At 42.9% G+C, this 22,520-nt stretch carries 26 protein-coding genes; 15 read left to right on the top strand and 11 right to left on the bottom strand.

Annotation, left to right across the window (positions count from 1 at the left end):
- Positions 1-3 precede the first annotated feature (3 nt).
- Together PHI47_RS12615 and PHI47_RS12610 are read right to left on the bottom strand one after the other, a co-directional pair.
- Complete coding sequence (locus PHI47_RS12615; RefSeq protein WP_299938024.1) at positions 4-1,911, bottom strand: TonB-dependent receptor; 1,908 nt, start codon at positions 1,909-1,911, stop codon at positions 4-6.
- A gap of 249 nt (positions 1,912-2,160) precedes the next feature.
- Positions 2,161-3,738 carry a methyl-accepting chemotaxis protein gene (locus PHI47_RS12610; protein ID WP_299938021.1) on the bottom strand — a complete coding sequence of 526 codons (1,578 nt, stop codon included), beginning with the start codon at positions 3,736-3,738 and terminating at the stop codon, positions 2,161-2,163.
- A gap of 66 nt (positions 3,739-3,804) precedes the next feature.
- Here PHI47_RS12610 and PHI47_RS12605 point away from each other — a divergent pair, with 66 nt between their 5' ends.
- The 7 genes from PHI47_RS12605 (at position 3,805) to tpx (ending at position 9,453) form a co-directional block, all read left to right on the top strand.
- Positions 3,805-5,130 (top strand): NFACT family protein, encoded by a 1,326-nt coding sequence (locus tag PHI47_RS12605; RefSeq protein ID WP_299938018.1) that lies wholly within the window; start codon positions 3,805-3,807, stop codon positions 5,128-5,130.
- A 3-nt stretch (positions 5,131-5,133) separates the two neighbouring features.
- A complete protein-coding gene (locus PHI47_RS12600) occupies positions 5,134-5,442 on the top strand; it encodes a hypothetical protein (RefSeq protein ID WP_299938016.1) in 309 nt (102 codons plus the stop codon).
- 83 nt (positions 5,443-5,525) lie between these two features.
- Entirely contained in the window at positions 5,526-6,284 is a 759-nt protein-coding gene (locus PHI47_RS12595) for a phosphatidate cytidylyltransferase (protein WP_299938014.1), read from the top strand.
- Positions 6,281-7,357 carry a 1-deoxy-D-xylulose-5-phosphate reductoisomerase gene (gene dxr, locus PHI47_RS12590; RefSeq protein WP_299938011.1) on the top strand — a complete coding sequence of 359 codons (1,077 nt, stop codon included), beginning with the start codon at positions 6,281-6,283 and terminating at the stop codon, positions 7,355-7,357. Before PHI47_RS12595 ends, dxr begins: the two co-directional genes overlap by 4 nt.
- Positions 7,351-7,881, top strand: a complete 531-nt coding sequence (locus PHI47_RS12585) for an alpha/beta hydrolase (RefSeq protein WP_299938008.1) — start codon at positions 7,351-7,353, stop codon at positions 7,879-7,881. Before dxr ends, PHI47_RS12585 begins: the two co-directional genes overlap by 7 nt.
- Positions 7,878-8,855 carry a tRNA (adenosine(37)-N6)-threonylcarbamoyltransferase complex transferase subunit TsaD gene (gene tsaD, locus PHI47_RS12580; RefSeq protein WP_299938005.1) on the top strand — a complete coding sequence of 326 codons (978 nt, stop codon included), beginning with the start codon at positions 7,878-7,880 and terminating at the stop codon, positions 8,853-8,855. Before PHI47_RS12585 ends, tsaD begins: the two co-directional genes overlap by 4 nt.
- Positions 8,856-8,949: 94 nt before the next feature.
- Positions 8,950-9,453, top strand: a complete 504-nt coding sequence (gene tpx / locus PHI47_RS12575) for a thiol peroxidase (RefSeq protein ID WP_299938003.1) — start codon at positions 8,950-8,952, stop codon at positions 9,451-9,453.
- 51 nt (positions 9,454-9,504) lie between these two features.
- On the opposite strand, the gene PHI47_RS12570 is transcribed toward tpx, so the two are convergent.
- From PHI47_RS12570 to recA, 4 genes are read right to left on the bottom strand one after another with little or no spacing between them, the layout of a single operon-like run.
- Entirely contained in the window at positions 9,505-10,119 is a 615-nt protein-coding gene (locus tag PHI47_RS12570; RefSeq protein WP_299938000.1) for an AMIN domain-containing protein, read from the bottom strand.
- Positions 10,120-10,133: 14 nt separating this feature from the next.
- A complete protein-coding gene (locus tag PHI47_RS12565) occupies positions 10,134-10,418 on the bottom strand; it encodes a hypothetical protein (protein ID WP_299938130.1) in 285 nt (94 codons plus the stop codon).
- On the bottom strand, positions 10,418-11,686 hold the full coding sequence (eno, locus tag PHI47_RS12560) for a phosphopyruvate hydratase (RefSeq protein ID WP_299937997.1): 1,269 nt from the start codon (positions 11,684-11,686) through the stop codon (positions 10,418-10,420). The genes PHI47_RS12565 and eno overlap by 1 nt, the downstream gene beginning before the upstream one ends.
- Positions 11,683-12,720: a recombinase RecA gene (gene recA, locus PHI47_RS12555; protein ID WP_299938127.1), complete on the bottom strand. Its 1,038-nt coding sequence runs from the start codon at positions 12,718-12,720 to the stop codon at positions 11,683-11,685. Before recA ends, eno begins: the two co-directional genes overlap by 4 nt.
- 175 nt (positions 12,721-12,895) lie before the next feature.
- On the opposite strand from recA, the gene PHI47_RS12550 reads away from it, so the two are divergent.
- The 5 genes from PHI47_RS12550 (at position 12,896) to ccoG (ending at position 17,012) form a co-directional block, all read left to right on the top strand.
- Entirely contained in the window at positions 12,896-13,759 is an 864-nt protein-coding gene (locus tag PHI47_RS12550; RefSeq protein ID WP_299937995.1) for an MqnA/MqnD/SBP family protein, read from the top strand.
- Positions 13,760-13,763: 4 nt separating this feature from the next.
- Positions 13,764-14,030, top strand: a complete 267-nt coding sequence (gene fliQ, locus PHI47_RS12545) for a flagellar biosynthesis protein FliQ (RefSeq protein ID WP_299938124.1) — start codon at positions 13,764-13,766, stop codon at positions 14,028-14,030.
- Complete coding sequence (locus PHI47_RS12540) at positions 14,027-14,824, top strand: UDP-N-acetylmuramate dehydrogenase (protein WP_299937992.1); 798 nt, start codon at positions 14,027-14,029, stop codon at positions 14,822-14,824. Before fliQ ends, PHI47_RS12540 begins: the two co-directional genes overlap by 4 nt.
- 77 nt (positions 14,825-14,901) lie before the next feature.
- Positions 14,902-15,570 (top strand): hypothetical protein, encoded by a 669-nt coding sequence (locus PHI47_RS12535; RefSeq protein WP_299937989.1) that lies wholly within the window; start codon positions 14,902-14,904, stop codon positions 15,568-15,570.
- On the top strand, positions 15,570-17,012 hold the full coding sequence (ccoG, locus tag PHI47_RS12530) for a cytochrome c oxidase accessory protein CcoG (protein WP_299937986.1): 1,443 nt from the start codon (positions 15,570-15,572) through the stop codon (positions 17,010-17,012). The genes PHI47_RS12535 and ccoG overlap by 1 nt, the downstream gene beginning before the upstream one ends.
- 38 nt (positions 17,013-17,050) lie before the next feature.
- Here ccoG and PHI47_RS12525 read toward each other — a convergent pair whose 3' ends face one another.
- The 3 genes from PHI47_RS12525 to PHI47_RS12515 all read right to left on the bottom strand — a co-directional run bounded on the left by PHI47_RS12525 (position 17,051) and on the right by PHI47_RS12515 (position 18,851).
- On the bottom strand, positions 17,051-17,497 hold the full coding sequence (locus PHI47_RS12525; RefSeq protein WP_299937983.1) for a heme-binding domain-containing protein: 447 nt from the start codon (positions 17,495-17,497) through the stop codon (positions 17,051-17,053).
- Positions 17,498-17,597: 100 nt separating this feature from the next.
- Positions 17,598-18,593 carry a phosphoribosylformylglycinamidine cyclo-ligase gene (gene purM / locus PHI47_RS12520; RefSeq protein WP_299937981.1) on the bottom strand — a complete coding sequence of 332 codons (996 nt, stop codon included), beginning with the start codon at positions 18,591-18,593 and terminating at the stop codon, positions 17,598-17,600.
- Positions 18,594-18,650: 57 nt separating this feature from the next.
- Positions 18,651-18,851, bottom strand: a complete 201-nt coding sequence (locus PHI47_RS12515; RefSeq protein WP_299937978.1) for a phosphoribosylaminoimidazole synthetase — start codon at positions 18,849-18,851, stop codon at positions 18,651-18,653.
- Between the two features lie 158 nt (positions 18,852-19,009).
- On the opposite strand from PHI47_RS12515, the gene PHI47_RS12510 reads away from it, so the two are divergent.
- The 3 genes from PHI47_RS12510 to dapF are packed head-to-tail and all read left to right on the top strand — an operon-like array spanning position 19,010 to position 20,950.
- Entirely contained in the window at positions 19,010-19,564 is a 555-nt protein-coding gene (locus tag PHI47_RS12510; protein ID WP_299937975.1) for a spermidine synthase, read from the top strand.
- Positions 19,564-20,169: a dephospho-CoA kinase gene (gene coaE, locus PHI47_RS12505; protein ID WP_299937972.1), complete on the top strand. Its 606-nt coding sequence runs from the start codon at positions 19,564-19,566 to the stop codon at positions 20,167-20,169. Before PHI47_RS12510 ends, coaE begins: the two co-directional genes overlap by 1 nt.
- A 31-nt stretch (positions 20,170-20,200) precedes the next feature.
- Positions 20,201-20,950: a diaminopimelate epimerase gene (dapF, locus tag PHI47_RS12500; RefSeq protein ID WP_299937970.1), complete on the top strand. Its 750-nt coding sequence runs from the start codon at positions 20,201-20,203 to the stop codon at positions 20,948-20,950.
- A gap of 81 nt (positions 20,951-21,031) precedes the next feature.
- On the opposite strand, the gene prfA is transcribed toward dapF, so the two are convergent.
- A complete protein-coding gene (gene prfA / locus PHI47_RS12495; RefSeq protein WP_299937968.1) occupies positions 21,032-22,099 on the bottom strand; it encodes a peptide chain release factor 1 in 1,068 nt (355 codons plus the stop codon).
- Between the two features lie 71 nt (positions 22,100-22,170).
- The gene (rpsT, locus tag PHI47_RS12490; protein WP_298694080.1) at positions 22,171-22,437 is read right to left on the bottom strand and encodes a 30S ribosomal protein S20; all 267 of its coding nucleotides are present in this window, start codon (positions 22,435-22,437) and stop codon (positions 22,171-22,173) included.
- Between the last annotated feature and the right edge of the window lie 83 nt (positions 22,438-22,520).

The following is a 22,520-nucleotide window of genomic DNA, read 5'->3' as shown; positions in this document are numbered from 1 at the left end:
ACCCTAAAAAATAAATTTCAATCCAGCAGTGAACGTTGCGGTAAAATCGACGGGATATATTTCGTCGTTATTGATCCAGATGCCGTTTGATTGATCAAAAAGATTATTGATTTTAGCGAAGATTTCATAATTGTCTTTAGCGTAGGTAGCCGAGAGGTTGGTAGAGTAGTAGGCATCTTGCTTTTGAGAAAAACTATTGCTGAAATCTTCTTGGGCATAGGCAGATGAGCGGTAAAGCTGCGTTAGAGAAAACGTGGTATGGGTATTGGGTAGATATGACAGTGTCGCTTTAGCGTTATGCTTGGAGACACCGGGAAGTTTTTTCCCTGAGTAGTCATCACCGGATTCTTGTTCATGGTCGATAATCGCTTGAACGTAGTTGTAATTAGCGGTAATATTGAACCGCTCACTGATAAGCCACTGATTAAAAATATCGATGCCGTATTTGTGGGATTGGTCGATGTTGGTATTGGTGTAGGTTGCGGCGTGATAATATATTTCGTTATCCAAATTCGTGTAAAAGGTCGATATTTTGAGTTTGTTTTCCGGTGTGATGAAATTATAGCCGAGGGTATAGGTATCGCTTTTCATCGGCTGAATGAATCCGTTAAAGGTTCCTCCCCAGTTGAAGAAACGATCAATGTCAGGAGCTTGATAGGCATGGGCATAGTGGGCAAATACGGATTGGTCAGGAGAGAGCTGGTAAACGTATCCCGCTTCGTATCCGTTTAATGAATTATTTTGGGAAGAGGCTGCTGAAGAAGCAAGATATTCATACGATACTTTTTCATGGCGTCCGCCTGCAGAAACAGTATGCTTATCAGCATGATATTCGATTGTTCCGTAAAGAGCATTATTGTCTTTACTTGTTTCATTGCCATATCCTTCCCGTTTCCCCCTTGTCCCATTGACCCCTGTGGCTGCTTTAAACTGAGTTGAATCGTAGTTGATCTGAGTACGGAATTCATCGTAGCGGTAGTTTGCAATACTGCCATAGGTAATGTAGTTGAGTTGCTTAATTTCCCGCGATCCTGTCGCTTCGATTGAGGTGTTTTCATTGAGAGTATAAATCAATCCACTGTTTAGTACGTTGGATTTAAAACTTTGGCGGGTACTTCCATAACCGGCCGAACCTTCTTGCGCCGGATTAGATTTGTACTCTGCGAGCGTCATTGGACGACCGTAAATCGAGTCGTTGCGGGTAAATTGTGCACCTGCACGAACTTCGAGTTTATCAGTAGGACGATAAGAAAACTCTCCTCCGCCGTCGGTACTTTTTTGTTGGTCTCGATTACTATTTGTATCAACAACACGAACACCGTCTGTATCGGAATGATCCAAATGAAGAGCATAGGAAAAACGGTCTTTGGAGGAGGAGAGATAAAGCGACTGTCCGAGAGTATGATAATTGCCGCTGTAAAAGCCGAGTTCGTTGTGATTGCCCTCTTTGGTTATAACATTGATAACAGCGGCGTTAGCTCCATCACCGTAAACCGCCGAACCGGCTCCTTTGAGAATTTCAATACGATCAATGGTGTTTACTGGAATAGAACCTAATAACTGCGCGGTCATATCAATGTTGTTTAAACGGCGTCCGTTGAGAGTAACAACGATGTTTTGATAACCGTCACCTATCCCGTAACCGTGAATATCCAATTTTTGGGAAAAGGAATTGCCATATCCAGATGAGGTAACAAGAGATGTGTTCTCATTTAGAAAAGAATAAATATTTTGTGCATGCGATTTTTTGATATCTTCCGCCGTATAAATTTCAGCCGCATACGGTGCCTGAAGCTCATTGCTTTCAATAGCGTTTGAAGTTATGGTGATCGGTTCGAGTTGAAGAGTATTAGCCCCTAATGAGGCAACGAGGGTCGCACAGGCGACAAGCGAAAGGGTTGGTCTAAACATGAATGTCCTTGAATAATAGTCGTAATAAGGGATGATTTAAGGACATTTTTTGGTGGTGAAACAGTAGAATAGGTATGAATAGGGTGTGTTGGACAAATCCAAAGTATCTGATGGATAATTTGAATAAGCCGGATTTGTGAAGCGTAGGCTTGAATAGCGGCAAGAGAGAAATAGGTTTTACCAAATCCCTTCGGTGCATGCATCGCTATTCTCCCTTTTTTGTTTTAAGGAATTATAGCGAAAAGGGTTTTAGGACTTAAACTGCCCCAATTGCGTATTGAGGTTTGTGGCGGCATTGTAGAGTTCGCCGGCAATTTTCGAGATTTGTTTGATCTCTAATTGGTTGTTTTCAGAGAGATTGGACATCTCAGAAACTTTACTGATGATTTCGTTGATTTTACGTGCCATATTTTCAGCTTCCTGAACGCTTTTATGGCTTGCATCGACATTAGAACGCAGTGCGTTTGATGCCGAATTGATTTTTACATCGATCTCTTCGCTTCGTTCGGCGAGACGTTCAATGTTTTCGCTGTTTGAGTTCATCATGTCGGAAGAATCCGAAATCGATTGGATGACGATAGAGATGGTTGAGTTGATTTCGGTCAAACTTTTTTGGGTTCGCTCAGCAAGTTTACGTACTTCATCGGCAACAACAGCAAATCCGCGTCCGTGTTCTCCGGCACGTGCGGCTTCGATCGCAGCGTTGAGGGCGAGAAGATTGGTTTGATCGGCGATATCGGAAATGATGCTGAGAACACCGCTGACACTGGCGGCATCGCTGGAAAGCTGCGCGAAACGTTCGGAGAGATCATTGCTCATTTCAGTAGTTTTATGGACTTCACGGGTAATCGCATTGGCTATTTCACGGACATGCCCCAGCTCTTTTTCGGTAGATTGGCTATTTTCAAGGGTGCTTTTTGCCATGTTGACACTTTGTTCCAGCGTTACACCGATTTCAGCCGCCGTCGTATTGGTATTTTGAGCGATGGTATTGGTTTTTTCCGACTGCGCCGAGAGATTGGTAGCTGCGCTGTGCAGCGTTTCTGTAGAACGTACTGCGGAAGTGGTGATATGTTTGGTATCGTTGATGGTACTTTGGATTTTTCCGATGAATTGATTTAAATAATGGCTTGCTATCCCGATCTCATCGTCTTTATTGAGAATAGGGAGCCGTTTGGTCAAATCTCCGTTTCCGTGTGCCAAATCGGAAGAGACGTGATCAAGCTCTTCGATAGGTCGGAGGATACTGGTACCGGAAAAATAATTGATCGCAATTAATATTCCCGCGAGTACACTGCCGAGAATAAGGAACCATTTAAAAAAGCTTGCTTTGAGTTCTTCAAAATAATCGCCTTTATTGATCCCGGGAATGACCCACATATCCCATGCCGGAATATAGCGATATGCCGCAATTTTGTCCTGACCGGTGGTGGAGGAGACGTATTCATATATACCGCCTGCTTTGTCGGCACGAATGTGGTCGATATAATCATGTCCTGCTTTGTTTTTTCCTTCATCCTCCGGTTTTGGGTGAATCGTCATGACCCCATCGGCATTGATAAAATAGACATAACCGCTTTTACCGATTTTTATACTTTTGATATCATCTTTAAACGCTTCATCTTCATAAGCCTTGGGTTCGATTTTTGCAATATAGTTGACATTTTTCTCCAAAGCGTCTGCAACGGTATTGAGATCGCTGGTCATGATCGTCTTGATCGAACCGGTGGCGATGAAGTATGCTACAATGACACTAACGAGGATGGCGCCCACGGCTGCCACAAGATTGACGATAAATTTAGCTTTGATCGTATTGAAAAGATTCATATCGGGTATCCATTATCGGTAAGATGGCATCATTGTAATTTTCTTTTACTAAAGCGAAGGTAAAATATGAGATTTTCTTATTTAGAACAGATTGCGGCACACATGCACCGCTTCACCCATATTGTTGCGGCATACCGATACGACGATACGAGTATTCGGTTGATATTTGATCGCGATAACAGCTGGAATTTCGAGATGCAGAGAGGGAATTCGACAATCAGCATCGGTGAGGCTGCCAATCGGGGCAAAGTCTATCAGGCTCCGTTTGACGTATTGCTGGCCAAACGGTTTAACCGTTCGACGATCCAGTCGATAACCCTTCACAACCATGATAAAATCATCCGTATCACAGTGAATACCAGCGGCTCATACAAATCGGAAACAACGATCTTGCAGTTTGAGTTTACCGGAAAAAACACCAATGTCATTATTTTGGATAAAGATGAAGTTGTATTGGAAGCACTGCGTCATATCGACAAAGAAGTTTCGACGCGGAGTGTGCGAGTAGGACAGGTTTTGGACGAAATGCCTAAACCGCCCTACGAACCTCAGTCTTACCCATTGGAGGATGTTCGTTTCTTTTTACTTGAGGAGTTTCGCCGTCGCAGCGGTGATAAACTTGAGCGGCTTAAAGCAGAAAAAAAAGCTCTTCTGAAGAAGCGTTTGGCAACGCTTAAAAAGCATCTAGATACGCTTGAGAGCGAATCCGAATTGATGGAAGAAGCGGAAAGACTTCAGCACGCAGGGCATTTAGTTCTTGCTAATTTGGACACGATAAAGCCTTATGAAAAGAGTGCTGCGTTGAATGATTTTGACGGTACGCCGATTCGGTTAGAACTTCCCGCAGGATGCAACAGCGCTTCAGGATGTGCCGAGAGCTTTTTCAAACGATCTAAAAAAGCAAAACAAAAAGCGATCGGTTTACATCAAGAACGGACGAACCTCGAAGCCAAAATCCGTCATCATGAACTCTTTATCCAGACGGTATCTGAGGCCTCTACGCCTGAGGAGATCGGATTGTTATTTCCGAGTAAAACCGGAGGAACAAAGCTCAAAACGTCTGATTTGGTTGCCGAATTTTGGATTGAAGGGGTAAAAGTCTCTTTGGGCAAAAGTGAAAAAGGGAACATAGAATTGCTCAGAAATGCAAAAGCACGGGATATCTGGATGCACCTAAAAGACCGTCCTTCCGCCCATGTCGTCATTACAACCGATAAACAGCAGCTTCCCGAACGGCTCCTTGAAGCGGCGGCAAAATTGTGTGTTGATTTCTCGGTATTTGAGAAGGGGCGCTATTTGGTCGATTATACTCCTAGAAGAGAAGTTAAGGTGCAAGAGGGGGCTAACGTCCTCTATACCAATTACAAGACACTGAATATCCAAAAAGGATAACTTATGGCAGATATCGGTCCCATCGGCGGTGCTATTTATGTCAACCAGCAGATGGCAAGTGTAGCAAGCGAGAAAAATGCTGTTTTAAACCGTTTCGAATTGCAGGCTTTGGCCGCTGCAACAGCTGCCCAAGCGGAAAAAAAAGAGATCGAAGAGGTTCGCCCTGCTGAAGAAAATCAAGCGGTCGATCCTGATCGTGAACATACGAAAGAGCAAGCCGAACAAGAAGAGAGACGATCCTCACATCATGAAGAGGCAGCGGAAGAACCAAAAGCTCAAAAACCGCTTCACCTTTTAGATATCAAAGTTTAGAGTTTTACGAGCTTTAATCACGCTTATTACAATCAAATAAATGCTATAATCGCGAAATTTTAATACCATTGGTCAATCAAACTATGCAAACCGCAAAAAATTCAACTCAAGAACGCATTGTTACCGCGATCTTCCTTGTCACCGGCATCCTTATCGTCGGATTGATCAACAACTTTTGGCTTATATGGACAGTAATGGGAGTTATCTATCTCCTAGCATTTCATGAAGCGACACGATTATTTGGAATTAATAACAATTCGCTTTATGCGTATGCGGCGATTCTTTGGCTTGCGGCGGCATGGTACCCCTACGGTGAGGATTTGTTTATCATCGCCGGGCTTATTTTTGCTGCAGCGGTAGCGTACACTCAGAACATTCCGTGGAAAAACTTTTTTCCGTTTGTCTACCCGACGGCAGGTATGCTTTTTACCCTTAGTATGTACCAAGAATACGGTATAACGGCACTTTTATGGCTCCTTGTCGTAGTTGCTTCTGCCGATATTGGTGCGTACGTTGTCGGACGCAGCATCGGAAAAACACCGTTTAGTGTTTCAAGCCCAAGCAAAACACGAGAAGGGGTATACGGCGGTATTGCCGTTGCTACCGCTGCCGGATTTTTTATAGGGATTATGATTGTCGATATTCCCCAAGCGATTATTATCTCCATGATGGCCGCTATCAGTGCTGTTTTCGGAGATTTGTTCGAGAGTTATCTCAAACGCAGAGCCGGAGTAAAAGACAGCGGCAGCATCTTGCCGGGACATGGCGGGGTACTTGACCGTATTGACGGATATCTTTTTGCATCCATTGTTATGCTTGTCTTATTACGGGGACTTGTTTGATCCTACTAGGCTCCACCGGTTCGATCGGGGTCAACGCTCTTAATATTGCTGAACAGTTCCATCTATCGGTCGATACTCTTGTCGCCGGACGTAATATCACCCTTCTCAATGAACAAATCAAACGTCATAATCCTAAATGTGTGGTTGTGATGCGAGAAGAGGATTGCTCTTTGGTGCATCATGATGATGTTCGTTTCGGCGAAGCGGAAATTTTGAGAGCAATCGAAGAGTCGGATTCGAATCATGTTATTAATGCTTTGGTTGGCTTTGTTGGTTTCAGACCTACCCTTAAAGCACTTGAATGCGGTAAAAAAATCGCGTTGGCGAATAAAGAGTCATTGGTCGTGGGTGGCTCATTTGTTGACACCTCGCGGATTGTCCCGATTGACAGCGAACATTTTGGATTGTGGTACTTGAACCAAGGCGATCGCAAGGTTGAACGGATGGTTATTACTGCCAGCGGCGGAGCGTTTCGGGATTGGCCATTGGAAAAGTTATCGACGGCTACTTTGGAAGATGCTCTAAAGCACCCCAATTGGTCTATGGGACAGAAGATCACGATTGACAGTGCCTCGATGGTGAACAAACTGTTTGAACTTTTAGAAGCTCGATGGCTCTTCGGTGAAGGAGAATACGATGCTCTAATTGAGACAAAATCACTGATTCATGCGATGATCGACTATACGGACGGTTCTACGACGGCTCATTTTGCTCATGCGGATATGCGTCTGCCTATCGCTTACGCCCTTATGGGAAAAGTTGAGACTCCGATTGTGGATCGAATCGATTTGAGCCGTGTAGGTGCATTGGAGTTCCGTTCTATAGAGGTTGCGCGTTACCCTATATGGGAAATCAAAAATGATTTACTTAGCAACCCTGCACGAGGGGTTATCGTCAATGCAGCCAACGAAGCAGCGATTGAACGATTTGTTCGCGGAGAGATCCGTTTTGTCGATATCTCCGCAATGATTCTTCGTGCCTATGAGACGTTTACCTCGGTACCGGAATCGATTGATGCCATTTTTGCACTTGATGATGAAGTACGTGCATTTGTTAGAGGGATTCGATGTTAAAAGTACTGATGCTGCACGGTTGGGGTGGATCGGATGACCCTCATTGGCAGGCATGGCTTGCAGGTGAAATTGCAAAGAACTACGGTACGGTCTCTTTTCCGCTTTTGGACAATCCCCACTTTCCGAGTAAAAATCGATGGATGAAACAGGTCAAAGCACTTTTAAACGATTTCCAGCCCGATGTCGTTATCTGTCATTCACTTGCTAATATAGTATGGTTCCATTTGTGTAATGAAGGGGAGATCAATCCTGTCAAACGGCTTTTACTGGTAGCCCCTCCGAGCTTGAATTGCGAGTTGGAAACCCTGAAAACATTTTTTCCCCTTGAAGCTCCGAAAAAACTGTTTGCCGAAGAGGTGTTCTTGGTCACTTCAGACAATGATCCCTATATGACACCTGAAGAAGCATTGGCCCTTCAAAATGCCCTTGGGGTAGAGATGAAGGTGATTGAAAACGGTGGCCATATTAACTCCTCTTCCGGATACGGTGAATGGCCGTGGGTAAAAGAGTGGGTATTCCAATGATCCTGAGTATAGAAAGTAGTTGTGATGACAGTTCAATCGCGATAACGGAGATTGCAACTAAAAAGCTTATCTATCATAAGAAGATTTCCCAAGAGTTAGAGCATTCAGTTTATGGCGGTGTCGTTCCTGAACTTGCTAGTCGTCTTCATGCCGAAGCTTTACCGCGCATTTTGGCCGAGTGCGAACCGTGGTTCGATCAGCTCAAAGCGATTGCGGTGACCAATGAGCCGGGGTTAGGGGTAACACTGATCGAAGGAGTTACGATGGCAAAAGCCCTTAGCATCTCTTTGAATATCCCGATACTTCCGATTAACCACCTCAAAGGGCATATTTATTCTCTTTTTATAGAGAAAGAGGCTGTTCTCCCTATTACCGTATTATTGGTTTCGGGCGGTCATACACAGCTAATAGAGGTAAAATCATATTCGCAAATGGAGACCGTTGCTACAACAATGGATGACAGTTACGGGGAGAGTTTCGATAAAGTAGCGAAAATGATGGCGTTAGGCTATCCAGGAGGACCGCTTATTGAGGAGTTAGCCCATAGTGGTGATGCGGGTCGTTTGAGCTTTACCGTGCCACTATGGCAATCTCCATTGATAGCTTTTAGCTATTCAGGGCTCAAAAATCAAGTTCGATTGGCAGTAGAAGCCAATGGTGTTACAGCGTATCCTGATATTGCCGCAGCATTTCAAAAAACAGCGACGGAACACTTACTCCAAAAACTCAAAAAGTATTTTAAAGCTCATCCTCCAAAACGATTTGCAATCGTCGGGGGGGCGAGCGCTAATCTCTATTTACGTGAAAATGTAATGCAGCTATTGGCACCTTATAAAGCCGATTTATATCTATCTGAACTTCAGTATTGCTCGGACAATGCCGCAATGATTGGACGTGCAGCTCTCGAAGCGTATGCGTTAAACGAGATGCAATCCTACAATAATATCCCTATTAATCCTCGCTGTAAACTGTAAAATTGCTTAAGCAGAAACGTCTCTTTCATAATTCAGAGTTAAATTATCCGATTTAAGTACAATTTCCGTACCAAACAAAAAATAGGAGCTTTAAATGGCAACGACAAAATTCAAAGGTACTGATGTAGAGCTTTTAGGAAACACTGTAAATGTAGGTGATAAAGCACCTGCGATTACAGTTGTTAATTCAGCAGGTCTTGGTGATGTTACCGTAGGTGGCGCACAAGGTAAAAAACAACTTATCATCGTTGTTCCGTCATTGGATACAGGCGTGTGTGCAACTGAAACTCGTAACTTCAATGCAAAAGCTGCTGGTCTTAAAGATGTTATCACTACAATCGTATCTCTTGATCTTCCGTTCGCAGCCGGCCGTTTTTGCCAAGCAGAAGGTATCGATAATTTGACAGTATGTTCAGATTTCCGTAATAAAGATTTTGCAAACGCTTATGGTGTATTGCTTGGAGGTTCAGTTCTCGCAGGTGTAACGTGCCGCGCAATCTTCGCAGTAAACGAAGAGGGTGTTGTCACTTACAAAGAAATCGTTCCTGAAATCACTGAAGAACCAAACTACGATGCTGCATTGGCTGCTGTAGCGTAAGTTCACCTTCTCTCCTCTCGGAGAGAAATATTCTTCCTTTTTCGATTTTTTTTACTTACAGGTAATACTTACCAACTCACCCGTTTTATTCAAAATATAGCTGTAGCGACCGTCGAGCATAACCGTAGCGCGGATAAATTTACCGTGATTGCCTACTGCTACGTTAACATAAGGTGATGCTTTTAACGGTTTTTGTGTTGCATTAAATACGGCATCACTTTTAAAATCAAGGACAATCCGATTCGGATCGCTTAGCATAAAATGGCGCATGAGGAGATTTTGGGTTTTAATGGCAAGGCGTTTGCCTTTGGTGTCAAATCGGATAAATCCAAAGTCCGCAGAAGAGCTGCTTTCTGTATTGGAACGTGCTGTTGGAGCACTGTTCGTCTGGGAAATAGTTAATGATTTGTGCCAATCGATACTCTGGTCAACCTGTATTTTACGGCTTTCTATACTGCCATCGAGGTTTTGAATCGTAAAGGTAACCTCTTTTAGGATACGTGCTTGGTCCGGGAGTGTATAATTGACACTTCCAAGTTGAGGTCTGTTATCCGGCACATTGGAGGTTATTTTATCTTTTTTTGCTTCATCGGTAGCAAAAAATGGGTTCTCACGTGCTATTAGTGGTGCAAGAAGAAGAAGAGACAAATAGAATGATCGTTTCATAAGTCTCCCTGTCATTATTGTGAGTCGCTATCGAGCTCTTTAAGCTCAAAATATTGCTTTTGTAAAGCAGCATTTTCAACTTTGAGGTGTTCGATATCTTCGCTTAGATAGTTTTGATGTTCTTCGAGATCGAGTAAAACACTTAAAGAGTTGTCCCCAAAAAAGATAACTCCCAGATAAACACCGACAACCAATACGATTCCTGACGCAAGGAGGAATTTTGAGGTAGAGAGGCCAAAATAGCGCTCAGATAAGCTCTCTTTTTCCTCACGTATCAGGAATTGGTCGTCTCGTTGCATCACTTAAAGAGCGCACTTCCCAAATATTCGCCATACATCACTTCGGTTTCGATTTCTAGAAGACGGTTGTATTTGGCGGTACGTTCACCTCGTGCAGTAGACCCGGTTTTGATTTCACCACAGTTTAGTGCTACTGCAAAATCGGCAATAAACGCATCTTCACTTTCACCTGAACGATGTGACATGACACATTTATAGCCGTTTCGTTGTGCAAGACGAACGGTAAGCATCGTTTCCGATACTGATCCGATTTGATTCGGTTTGATCAAAATCGAATTAGCGATCCCTTTTTCTATCCCTTCGGCCAAAATGCTGGCATTGGTAACGAATAAGTCATCTCCGACGAGCTGTACTTTATTACCTAAACGTTCAGTCAAAATTTTCCATCCCGCCCAATCGTCTTCACTCAGCCCATCTTCGATTGACACAATAGGGTATTTCGCACAAAGATCAGCGTAATAATCGACCAATTGTTCAGAGGTAACCGTTCTATTTTCAGAATCCAGTTTATAACCGCCCTCGGTTACGAGTTCAGATGCCGCAACATCGAGTGCGATAGCAATTTGTTCCCCTGCTTTATAGCCCGCCGCAGCGATCGCTTCCATGATTACTTGTATAGGTTCTTCATTCGAACTCAAATCCGGTGCAAATCCACCCTCGTCTCCGAGTGCCGTATTAGCCCCTCGGTCTTTGAGGATTTTTTTGAGGTTGTGATACACTTCAGCAGAGGCACGAAGACCTTCGCTGAAATCAGTGAATCCAATCGGCATAATCATGTATTCTTGAAAATCAACGCTGTTGTCCGCATGGCTTCCACCGTTGATGATGTTGAGCATCGGTACCGGAAGAACCATTGCATTGGCACCGCCGAGGTATCGATAGAGAGGGATTCCAAGACTTTTTGCTGCAGCACGTGCTACGGCCATGGATACACCAAGAACGGCATTTGCGCCGAGATTCCCGTAGTTTTCAGTTCCGTCAAGTTCTTTCATAACCGCATCAACCATCGCTTGATTAAACGGGCTGAGACCCATGATCGCATCTGCGATATCAGTATTGACATGTTCAACTGCTTTTAGAACCCCTTTGCCCATATAGCGAGAATCGCCATCACGTAATTCTAACGCTTCTCGTTTACCGGTACTTGCACCACTTGGAACGACAGCACTTTCACGTGTTCCATCACTCAATTGCACTGTTGCTTTTACAGTTGGATTCCCACGTGAATCCATTACTTCGATTGCACTTACTTCATCAATAAAAATCATTCATCTACCTCACCTATATCAGATTCATCCATAACTATGATGCCCGTAACACCCATTGCGGATTTAATTTTATCTTCGACTTTGCGAGCCAATTCAGGCTCATCTTTAAATTTTTGTTTAACATTTTCACGCCCTTGCCCCAGTTTTGTATCTTCAAAACTGAACCAAGCACCACTCTTATCAATGATATCAAGTTTTACACCATAATCGACAAGTTCTCCCTCTTTGGAGATACCTTCACCGAACATGATATCAAATTCTGCTTGACGAAATGGCGGTGCTACTTTATTTTTAATCACTTTCGCTTTAACACGGTTTCCAATTTGGCTCTCTCCTTGTTTGAGAGTAGCGATTTTACGAACATCGATACGGACTGATGCGTAAAATTTTAACGCATTTCCACCGGTTGTCGTTTCGGGTGAACCGTAGCCCATCGTTCCGATTTTCATACGAATTTGGTTGATGAAGATAATGGTACAGTTCATTTTATGCATGATACCGGTGAGTTTACGTAATGCTTTTGACATCAAACGTGCTTGAACACCTACTTGCTGGTCGTTCATTTCCCCTTCGATTTCCACTTTTGGAGTCAAGGCGGCAACCGAGTCGATAACGATCAAGTCAACTGCACCACTGCGAACGATTGTTTCGACGATATCCAGTGCTTGCTCACCGTAATCGGGTTGAGAAACAAGGAGATTTTCGACATCAACGCCGAGGTTTTTTGCATATCCGATATCAAGTGCGTGTTCGGCATCGATAAACGCACAAATCCCACCGTTTTTTTGACACTCAGCGGTGATTTGCAAACTAAGGGTCGTTTTCCCTGAACTTTCAGGTCCATAGATTTCGATAACGCGACCTTCAGGGATTCCGCCGATTCCAAGCGCCAAATCAAGACCGATCGATCCGGTACTGATCGCATTGATCGGTTCGATCTCTTTGTCGCCCAAACGCATCAACGTCCCTTTTCCAAAGGTTTTGTCGATTTGTTTCATTGCCAATTCAAGCGATTTGAGTTTATTTGGATCCATCATGCGTTGCTCTCCTGAGACTAGTGTTTTAAAATTGCGTCATAATATGACAAAATGAAATATATTCTAAAAATATGACAAAATGAAATATTAATAATTCGCATTCTGGAATAGAGATATTTTAGCGTTATTTGGTTAAAATTTAATTGATATACATAATTGAATAGGATTTTTAGTGAAAAAAATGGTGATTGCCCACTCTCCCGACGCCGATGATATTTTTATGTATTACGCCATTAAATTCGGTTGGGTAGGGCAAAACAATATTCAGTTTGACAACATTGCTTTAGATATTGAAACTCTCAATACGGAAGCGCTCAAAGGGACGTACGATATTAGTGCGATCAGTTTTGGTCTTTATCCCCATATTCGAAACGATTACGCATTGCTTCGGACGGCAGTGAGTTTCGGTCAAGGGTATGGTCCAAAACTCATCCGGAAAAAAGATACGCTTCTCAAAAAACGGTTTAAAGTGGCACTTAGCGGGAAATACACCACCAATGCATTGCTCTTTCGAATTGCTTATCCTGATGCAAAAATCATTTATATGAACTTTTTAGAGATTGAACAGGCTGTTTTGGACGGTGTTGTCGATGCAGGCGTTTTGATTCATGAAAGTATTTTGGGATACGATGACTCGCTGGAAGTTGAACGAGAACTTTGGGATATTTGGTGTGAACTCTCCGGAGGAGAACTTCCTCTTCCTCTTGGTGGGATGGCTATTCGCCGATCACTTCCGATCACTTCCGCTATTTCGTATGAGAATCTTTTGACCAAAGCGGTGCAAATTGCCCGAGACCATAAAGAAAATCTATCTAAAATGTTGATGGAGCGCAATCTTGTCCGTATTGATGCGCCGACGTTGGAAAAATATTTGGAACTCTACGCAAATGATGAATCCATTACTCTGAGTGAGACCCAATACAAAGCGATTGATCTCCTTTTTGAGTTAGGGCATAAACACGGTTTCTTTGACACACGGATTGATCCGAGGGATTTTATGATTCCTTTGGAATATACTGATTTGAGGTATTCATAACATGATGCAAGAAGAATTGATTGGATTAGGGATTGAAACATTTAAAATCGCATTAATTTTAGCGCTTCCGGCACTACTTGTCGGAATGTTTTTAGGATTAGCGGTGAGTATTTTTCAGGCTACTACTCAGATCAATGAGATGACACTCAGTTTTATCCCTAAGATTATCGGTATCGTCATTGTAATTATTTTAACGATGCCGTGGATGATGAACGAAATGCAGGATTTTACGATTCGGATGTTTAATATGATTCCAACCTTTACGCAATGAACAGCAAAACGATCGATTTTTCCAAGTTCAGCTCCATCCGCATCGGCCCCGTCGTCGATGTCGCTCTCATAGAAAATGATATTGTCCCTGAAGAGTGTTTTATTATCGGTGCTGCTAACAATATATTGGTTTCGTCCACTCCTCCGCCATTGATGATTCTCTCAAAAGCGTATGATTTTATCGCTCTTGAGAGGGATGGACTTCACATCGGTGCGGCAACTCCGGGCGGACGGGTTGTCTCATTTTGCAAAAAGCACAATATAGCCCATTTTGAGTATCTCTCGAAACTTCCCGGAACACTCGGCGGAATGTTGAAAATGAACGCCGGACTCAAAGAATATGAGATTTTTAACCATCTTATTGCCATCCGCACTCAAAGCGGTTGGATAGCTAAAGACCAAATTGAGTACGGCTACCGTAAAACCTCTATAAATGAAGTAGTCTTTGAAGCAGTGTTCGAGGCAGAGTCGGGGTATTCGACTGAGCGTTATGATATGTTTGCTCAAATGCGTTCAAATCAACCATCCGAGCCAAGCGCCGGGAGCTGTTTTAAAAATCCTCCGGGTGATTATGCCGGACGCCTTATCGAAGCGGTTGGATTAAAAGGTAAGTGTGTCGGAGCTATGGCTTTTAGTGAAGTTCATGCCAATTTTCTCGTCAACTACGGCGGCGGAACGTATGAAGATGCGTTAAGCCTGATACAAGAAGCACAGAGACGGGTAAAAACAGAGTTTGATATTGAATTACAATGTGAAATTGTTTTGGTGGATGATAAATTTCTGACGAAAAAATAATCTTTTGTATTGACTTTAGTCGTCATAGTTGTTAAAATGACGATGAAATTCAGTTTTAGAAAGGATTTAAACATACAATGACCGTAAGTTATATCCGTCCAGACAAAGACTTCGATGGTGTTTATGAACAGCTTAAATTGATTAACGGATATGCCGATCAAAAAGGGATCGTGATTAACGAAGAGCTTGTGGATCAAACTTCCCAAAACAAACGGTTGGTAGATCGTCATGAAGTAGTGCGGTTCTTTCGTACACTGAATGGCGATACTTTAATCATTTATGATACATGGACTTTGAGCAGCTATATTGAGGATGTTGTTCAAATGTTCAGCTGTCTTCTAAAAAATAATAATACGATCCACTTTGTCAAATCCGGTGTAATAATCGACCGTAAAAGTGATACAATGGTCGTTTTAGGTCTTATTGATCAGCTCCGTCAGGTGCTACAAGATGATGCCAAAAAAGGGATTGGCCGTCCGCGCGGATCCAAATCATCGTCAAAATTCGATATGCATTTGGAACAGATTATCGATTTATTGAAGAAAAGAAAAAGTGTGAGCGAGATCGCACGTGTCTTGGCAGTGAGTCGAAGCTCCCTTAAAGATTACATCGAATCACGCGAGCTTAAAGAGGTGGTTAGCGGTGTCATCGGTATCGGAGACGATGTGGATGCAGAAGCTACAGTGATTGGAACGATTCGGTGTCCAATCGATGAATCAACTATTAATATGATGGAGGTCGTATAATGAGTGAAGAAACAGTGTCCCCAAAAGGGAAAGAGTATCTGTCGGGGTGGACCCCTTGGCGGATTAGACGGTATTGGTTTTATGGGCTGGTTACTATTTTTGCACTGGCGGTGCCATGGATTACAGTAGATGGTAATCACCTTTTCTTGCTGAGTTTTGATAAATTAAAACTTCATTTGATGTTTATTCAGTTTGATATGCAAGAACTTTATTTGATGCCATTTTTGCTGATGATCCTTTTTATTGGTATTTTTGGTATTACCGTATTGGGCGGACGTGTTTTCTGCGGATGGATGTGTCCCCAAACCATTTTCCGTGTGGTTTACCGTGATTTGATCGAAACAAAACTTTTAGGTCTTCGCAAACGTATTAAAAACAAACAACAAGAACCGGATTATTCTAAGTTTGAAAATAAAGTAAAACGACTGGTAGGAATTCTCCTCTGGACTGGATTGTCTTTTATCGCTGCGGCCGATCTGATGTGGTATTTCGTACCGCCGGAAGATTTCTTGGCGTATATTCAAAATCCGATGGAACATACGGTATTGATGGGATCGATTATCGGGATTGTTCTATTTTTAGTTTATGACATTATTTTCTTACAAGAGAATTTTTGTGTATACGTTTGCCCTTACTCACGTATTCAGTCCGTTTTATATGATGATGATACAGTTATGGCGGTCTATAACCCAAATCGCGGCGGTGAGATTTACAACGAGCAAAAAGAGAAAATATTTACTAAACAAAAAGATTTGTTAGCTGTCAACGCCCATGCGGAATGTACGACATGTGAGAGCTGTGTTACGGTATGTCCAACTCATATCGATATTCGCAAAGGGCTCCAGCTTGAGTGTATTAACTGTCTGGAATGTGTTGATGCGTGTACGGAAGTGATGGGCAAACTCGGTAAGCCGAGTCTTGTGGAATGGTCAAGCGAAAAAGAGACCCTCTACATGAAAGGGAAAACGCACTATTTACGCCCAAAAATTATTGGATACATTACAATCTTAGTTATCGTGAGTGTCATTTTAGGGATGATGGGAAGCAAAAAAGAGTATATGCTTCTTAATATCAATAAAGAGAACCGTTTGTATTCGATTACAACCAATGATGAAGGTAAGGTGCAGGTAGACAATGCCTATACGTTCTTATTGCAAAATACATTGAATGAAGATCATGAATACTATTTTGATGTCATCGCACCTAAAGGTATGGAAGGCAAAATCAAAATCGCTGAGCCTGAAAAGCCGTTCAAAGTGAAACCGGGTGTTGTTAAGAAGAAAGTAATTGTCCTTTATACAGATGAAGTTCTTGTGAATGATGATCGTAAAGATACGGTTATACCGATTACCATACGTGCTTATGCAATGGACGCAAAAGATAAAGTAGTTGTTATACGACAATCGACCTTTACTTTCCCACGTGCAGATATGCTGAAATAAATTCAAAAGAGGGAATGACTCCCTCCTTTGACTTATCTTTATTTTTCTTCTTCTTCCTTTGCCTCTTTTCCAAATGTTTTTTCAAGCCCGGCTGCGAGATCCTTTTTCTCTAACGCAGTTAATCGTGCTTCAGGGTGGGTTGGAAGAAAAAACCATGGAGGCATATCTCCTTCACGAACTTCTTTAGCGGCATCTTTACCTTCATTCTTCTTTTGAATGCCCCACATTGAAACATTAAAATGCTCACGACCTTCATTAGTATCGCGCGCAATGAGCCATGATATCGGAGCAATATTACTGTACCAAGGATAGGTTGTTTCGTGTGAGTGGCAAGCGGCACAAGCACGATTGAATAACTCATGTGTACGTGGGGAATCCCATTGAGGTTCACTCATGATTGGAGGATTAACGTGATCTTTACCGTAAGGAATAAATTGAATCACTATTGCAGTAACCGCTAAAGCTCCTAGAATTTTGAGTTTCATGACAAGTCCTTTAAATAAAAAGAATATCATAATATAAAAAAAAGTTAAAAATGTTAATGAAGTTAAAACAACGGGTATCCGCCGAAGCGGAGAGGAAAAGTTAAACGAGAACAGCCTCGCGTTGACCTGCTTCAAGATGACCGATAACATAGCCGTCAGTAGATGCTAATACATCGGCAACATCGGCTTCTTTGACCACAAGGATCATGCCGACTCCCATATTGAATGCACGGAACATTTCAGTACGTTCGACATGCTGACCGATCAATTCGAAAATTGGCAATACCCGGATTGAAGATTCGGTAATGACGGCACGTAGCCCCTCTGGGAGAACACGCGGGAAGTTTTCCACAATTCCACCGCCCGTGATGTGTGCAAGTGCTTGGATTTTGTCTTTGAGTGCTTTAAATGTTTTAACATAAATACGTGTCGGAGTAAGAAGGGTTTCGATCAGAGGTTTTCCTTCGAAATCGTCTTCAAATTTCATCCCCATTTTTTCGAACAATACTTTACGGGCCAACGAGAAGCCATTTGAGTGCAAGCCTGAGCTCGGAAGAGCGATAAGAATATCCCCTGCTTCTACTTTATCAGAGCGGTCAAGTTCGCTTTTTTCGCCTATACCGACAGCAAATCCGGCTAAGTCATAATCATCTGAGTGATACATTCCCGGCATCTCTGCTGTTTCACCGCCGATAAGGGCGCATTCGGCCTGACGGCACCCTTCAGCGATACCGCTGACTACAGCCGTTGCTGCGGTAACATCGAGTTTGCCGGTTGCGTAATAGTCGAGGAAAAACGAAGGGGTTCCGAAGTTACAGATGAGGTCATTCACACACATGGCGACCAAATCGATACCAACAGTATTATGAATACCCGAATCGATAGCGAGTTTGAGTTTCGTGCCTACACCGTCGGTTGCAGCAAGCATAACGGGTTCACGGTATCCGGTAGGGAGTTCAAATGCCCCCGCAAACGAACCGATTCCACCGAGTACACCGGGGATAGCCGTCGATTTAACGAGTGGTTTGATATTTTCGACAAAACTGTTACCTGCGTCGATATCGACACCGGCATCTTTATAGCTGATTTGACTCATGAAGTCCCTCATCTGTTGTAATAAGGGAATTATAACGAAGGGAGTGTTAGGAGAAGTTTATTTTTCGTAACAAGATCCGAAAACTTTTTTAAACAGCCACAAAGAAGGGCAAAAATCGAATAGAGCCCACACGATAACCATCACGATTACAAGTGTTTGAACGATCATCGCGTAGAACATTTGGTTGTTTGCAAACAGAAGCATTGCTGCGGTTAAGACGATTGCCATCAAAAAACGTTGAATTCTTTCAGCACACATTATAACTCCGATATTTATAGGATTAATTTGGTAAAATTATATCAAAAGAGAATAGCAGAAGCTTTAATGTTAAAAGAGAACTGGAATATTCAAACCCTTTTAATCTCTGCGTGTTACAATCGCTCAAAAATTCCGATGAAGAAGAGATCACTCAACGAATGAAAACGTTTATTTATCCTGAAATGATGGTCCATGTTCCGATGTGTACCCACAAAACCCCGAAGAGTGTCTTGGTAGCAAGTACCAATAGTGCGCTCATTCAAGATGAGCTTGGACGTTATCGTGATATCGAGTCAACAGTAGTTGACAGTATGGATATTCTCGCATCGTTACGCGACGGCATCGATAAAAGTATTGATGTGTTACTTTTGGACGCACAAAGCGATGATGCCGCCGTATTCGCCCATGCTAATCGCCTTCTCAAGGATGATGGGCTTATGGTTGCGAAACATCCAAATTTGGATGATGTCACGGAAAATACAAAGGTAATGCAGATTTTAGGGAACTATTTTAAAATCATTATGCCTTATTACGCAGGGGATGGTTCGACATTGCTAATTTGTTCAAAAGAGTATCACCCGACCGCTGATTTGATTTTACAGCGTAGCGATTTGATTGAGGGACTTCAGTTTTACAACTGCGATGTCCATATCGGGGTATTTGCCATGCCGCAATACATCCGTAAAAATTATTTGGGTATTATCCGTAACTAATGGCTTTTGAATATGCCATTGCACTTACAGGAGGGATAGCGACGGGTAAAAGTACCGTTGCCTCTTTACTGGGGCTTAATGGTCTGCGTATCATTGATGCCGATACGATAGCACACCGTATTTTGGATGAAAACGGTGCATGGGTAACCGAGCGATTCGGTCACGAGTTTGTCAAAAACGGCAAAGTGGATCGTCCCGCTCTCGGTAAAATCATTTTTGCCGATCCCGAAGCAAAAAAAGAGTTGGAAAGTTTTCTCCATCCGAAAATTCGCGCTGCGATCGAAGAGCAAAGTGAAAAACAAGATAGCCTCAAATACCCTTATCTGATCGATATCCCCCTTTTTTTTGAAACCTCGTCGTACCCGATCAAAAACTCCGTTGTTGTCTATACCCCTAAAGTATTACAGTTGGAGCGTTTTATGAAACGCAACGGTTTCTCTGAGGAGGAGTCCCTTCGACGCATCGAGAGTCAGATGGATATCGAGGAGAAAAAAGAGCGTGCAACGTGGGTGATCGATAACTCCTCCAATCTCAAACATCTTCAGCACGAATGCGAGCAGTTTGTTGATAATATTAAAACACTCTATCCCGCGCCTAAGGTATAATTACCGTATTATTAATCCAAAGGATTATCTCATGCTTCAAATTGCCAAATATTGTGCCAGCGGCAACGATTTCGTCATCTTTCATGCCTTTCACGGAGCGGATCGATCCGGACTCGCCCGGACTCTTTGTGACCGCCAAAACGGTATCGGAGCGGATGGACTGATTGTCATTCTTCCTCATGAGAGCCATGATTTTGAATGGGAGTTTTATAACGCTGACGGTTCCACTGCATCGATGTGCGGAAACGGAAGCCGTGCGTGTGCCCATTATGCTTACCGATTTGGATTAGCAGGCGAAAAAATGGAGTTTTTAACGGGTGCCGGGTTGATAAAAGCCGCTATCGAAGGAGATATGGTTCAGAGTGATTTGACTCCTCCGGTAGTTATTAATGATGCCATTCTAGAGCATGAGATGACGTGGTGGCTTATCGATACGGGTGTCCCTCATCTCGTGACATTTGATGCGGGTATGGATCATTTTGATATTGCGATGGCGAGAGAACTTCGTTACAAATACAATGCCAATGTAAATATCGCAAGTATAAATGCTGATGGAAGTATGCGGGTACGAACCTATGAACGCGGGGTAGAAGATGAGACATTAGCCTGCGGAACTGGTATGGCAGCGTGTTTTTATCGTGCTTCGATTGAGAATTTGGTTACGGATAATGCCCGTGTCTATCCAAAAAGTGGAGAAACACTATATCTAGGACTTGATGAGGGGACGATTACGTTTAAAGGGGAAGTCAAAGGGGTTTTTGAGACTTACTGGAGGTTTTAAACGCCATCGGAACGCGTCCCGATTGGCTACGTTAACACTGGGTTTCCTTCGGCAGGAAGCCCAAAATCGCTTGCGATTTTTTTATAATCCTGCTCTTTCCATAATCTGCGCCTGTGCATCAGCGATCAGCGGATCGATAATATCATCCATCAACCCCCCTTGCATAATCTCTTCAAGACGGTACAGTGTTAAGGTAATACGGTGATCGGAGATACGGTTTTGAGGGTAGTTGTAGGTACGTATACGACCTGAGCGATCTCCTGTACCCACTTGCTCTTTACGCTCATTCATCTCTTTCTCTTTGGCCTCTTGAATCTGCATTTCATACAGACGAGCTTTGAGAATTTTCATCGCTTTATCTTTATTTTTATGCTGTGATTTTTCATCTTGATTGTTGACTACAATTCCGCTTGGGATGTGGGTAATACGTACCGCAGAGTCGGTTGTATTGACACTTTGTCCGCCGCATCCGCTTGAGCGCATGACGTCAATTTTAAGATCACTTTCATTAATCGTGATTTCGACATCATCGACTTCCGGCATTACGGCAACGGTGATTGCTGAGGTGTGAACCCGTCCTTGAGACTCGGTTGCAGGGACACGTTGAACACGGTGGGTTCCCGCTTCGTATTTGAGCCGTGAATAAACCTGCTCCCCTTTGATGAGGGCAATAATCTCTTTGTAGCCTCCTGCATCAGAGGGGCTGGAACTCATGAGTTCAATTTTCCATCCTTTGACATCGGCATAACGGACATAAGCATTGAACAAATCGCCGACAAAGATTGCTGCTTCATCCCCTCCGGTTCCGGCGCGAAGTTCGATATAGATGTTACGTTTATCATTAGGATCAGCGGGGATGAGAAGTTTTTTGATCTCTTCTTCAAGTGGTGAAACCATCGGTTCCAATGCTCTTAGCTCTTCTTTCGCAAGTTCACCGAGTTCCGCATCAAACGCGAGTGATTTGTTCTCTTCGATATCATCAAGGAGCTTTTTGTATTCGGTTGCTTTGGTCACAATTGCTTGAATCGCGGATTGTTCTTTGGAGAGATCGGTCATCCGTTTGATGTCATTACCAATATCGGGAGAACTGAGAAGTTCGGTTAATTCGTTATAACGGTTGATGAAAGGGGTTAGTTTGTCGGATAACATAATGGTATTCCTAAAGAGAGGCGTTTTGAGAAAATATTTTAGAGAAGGAAAGCTACCCCGAGGGGTTAAGCTTAGGCTGCGATTGCGTTAACAGCGAGGTGAAGACGGCTTACTTTACGAGCAGCAGTCTCTTTTTTCAAGACACCTTTGCTAACATATTTATGTAAGTTGGCGTTAGCAATGACAAGAGCAGCTTGCGCTTCTTCTTTGTTTCCTGCATCTACTGCAGTACGGACTGCTTTAACGATGTTTTTAATACGTGTGCGATAGAATCGGTTGCGTTCAGTACGCTTTTCCGTCTGACGGATACGTTTCAATGCTGACTTATGGTTTGCCATGGCATTTATCCTTGTCGAATTTTTTTTAGGGTAGAATACTACCTTAAAGATAATTAAAATTAAGTTAAATTTTATAGAGTGTA

Source organism: Sulfuricurvum sp., from assembly GCF_028713855.1.
Classification (GTDB): Bacteria; Campylobacterota; Campylobacteria; order Campylobacterales; family Sulfurimonadaceae; genus Sulfuricurvum.
The sequence above is the reverse complement of the archived record's forward strand: the minus strand, read 5'-3'. Positions and strand labels throughout refer to the sequence as shown.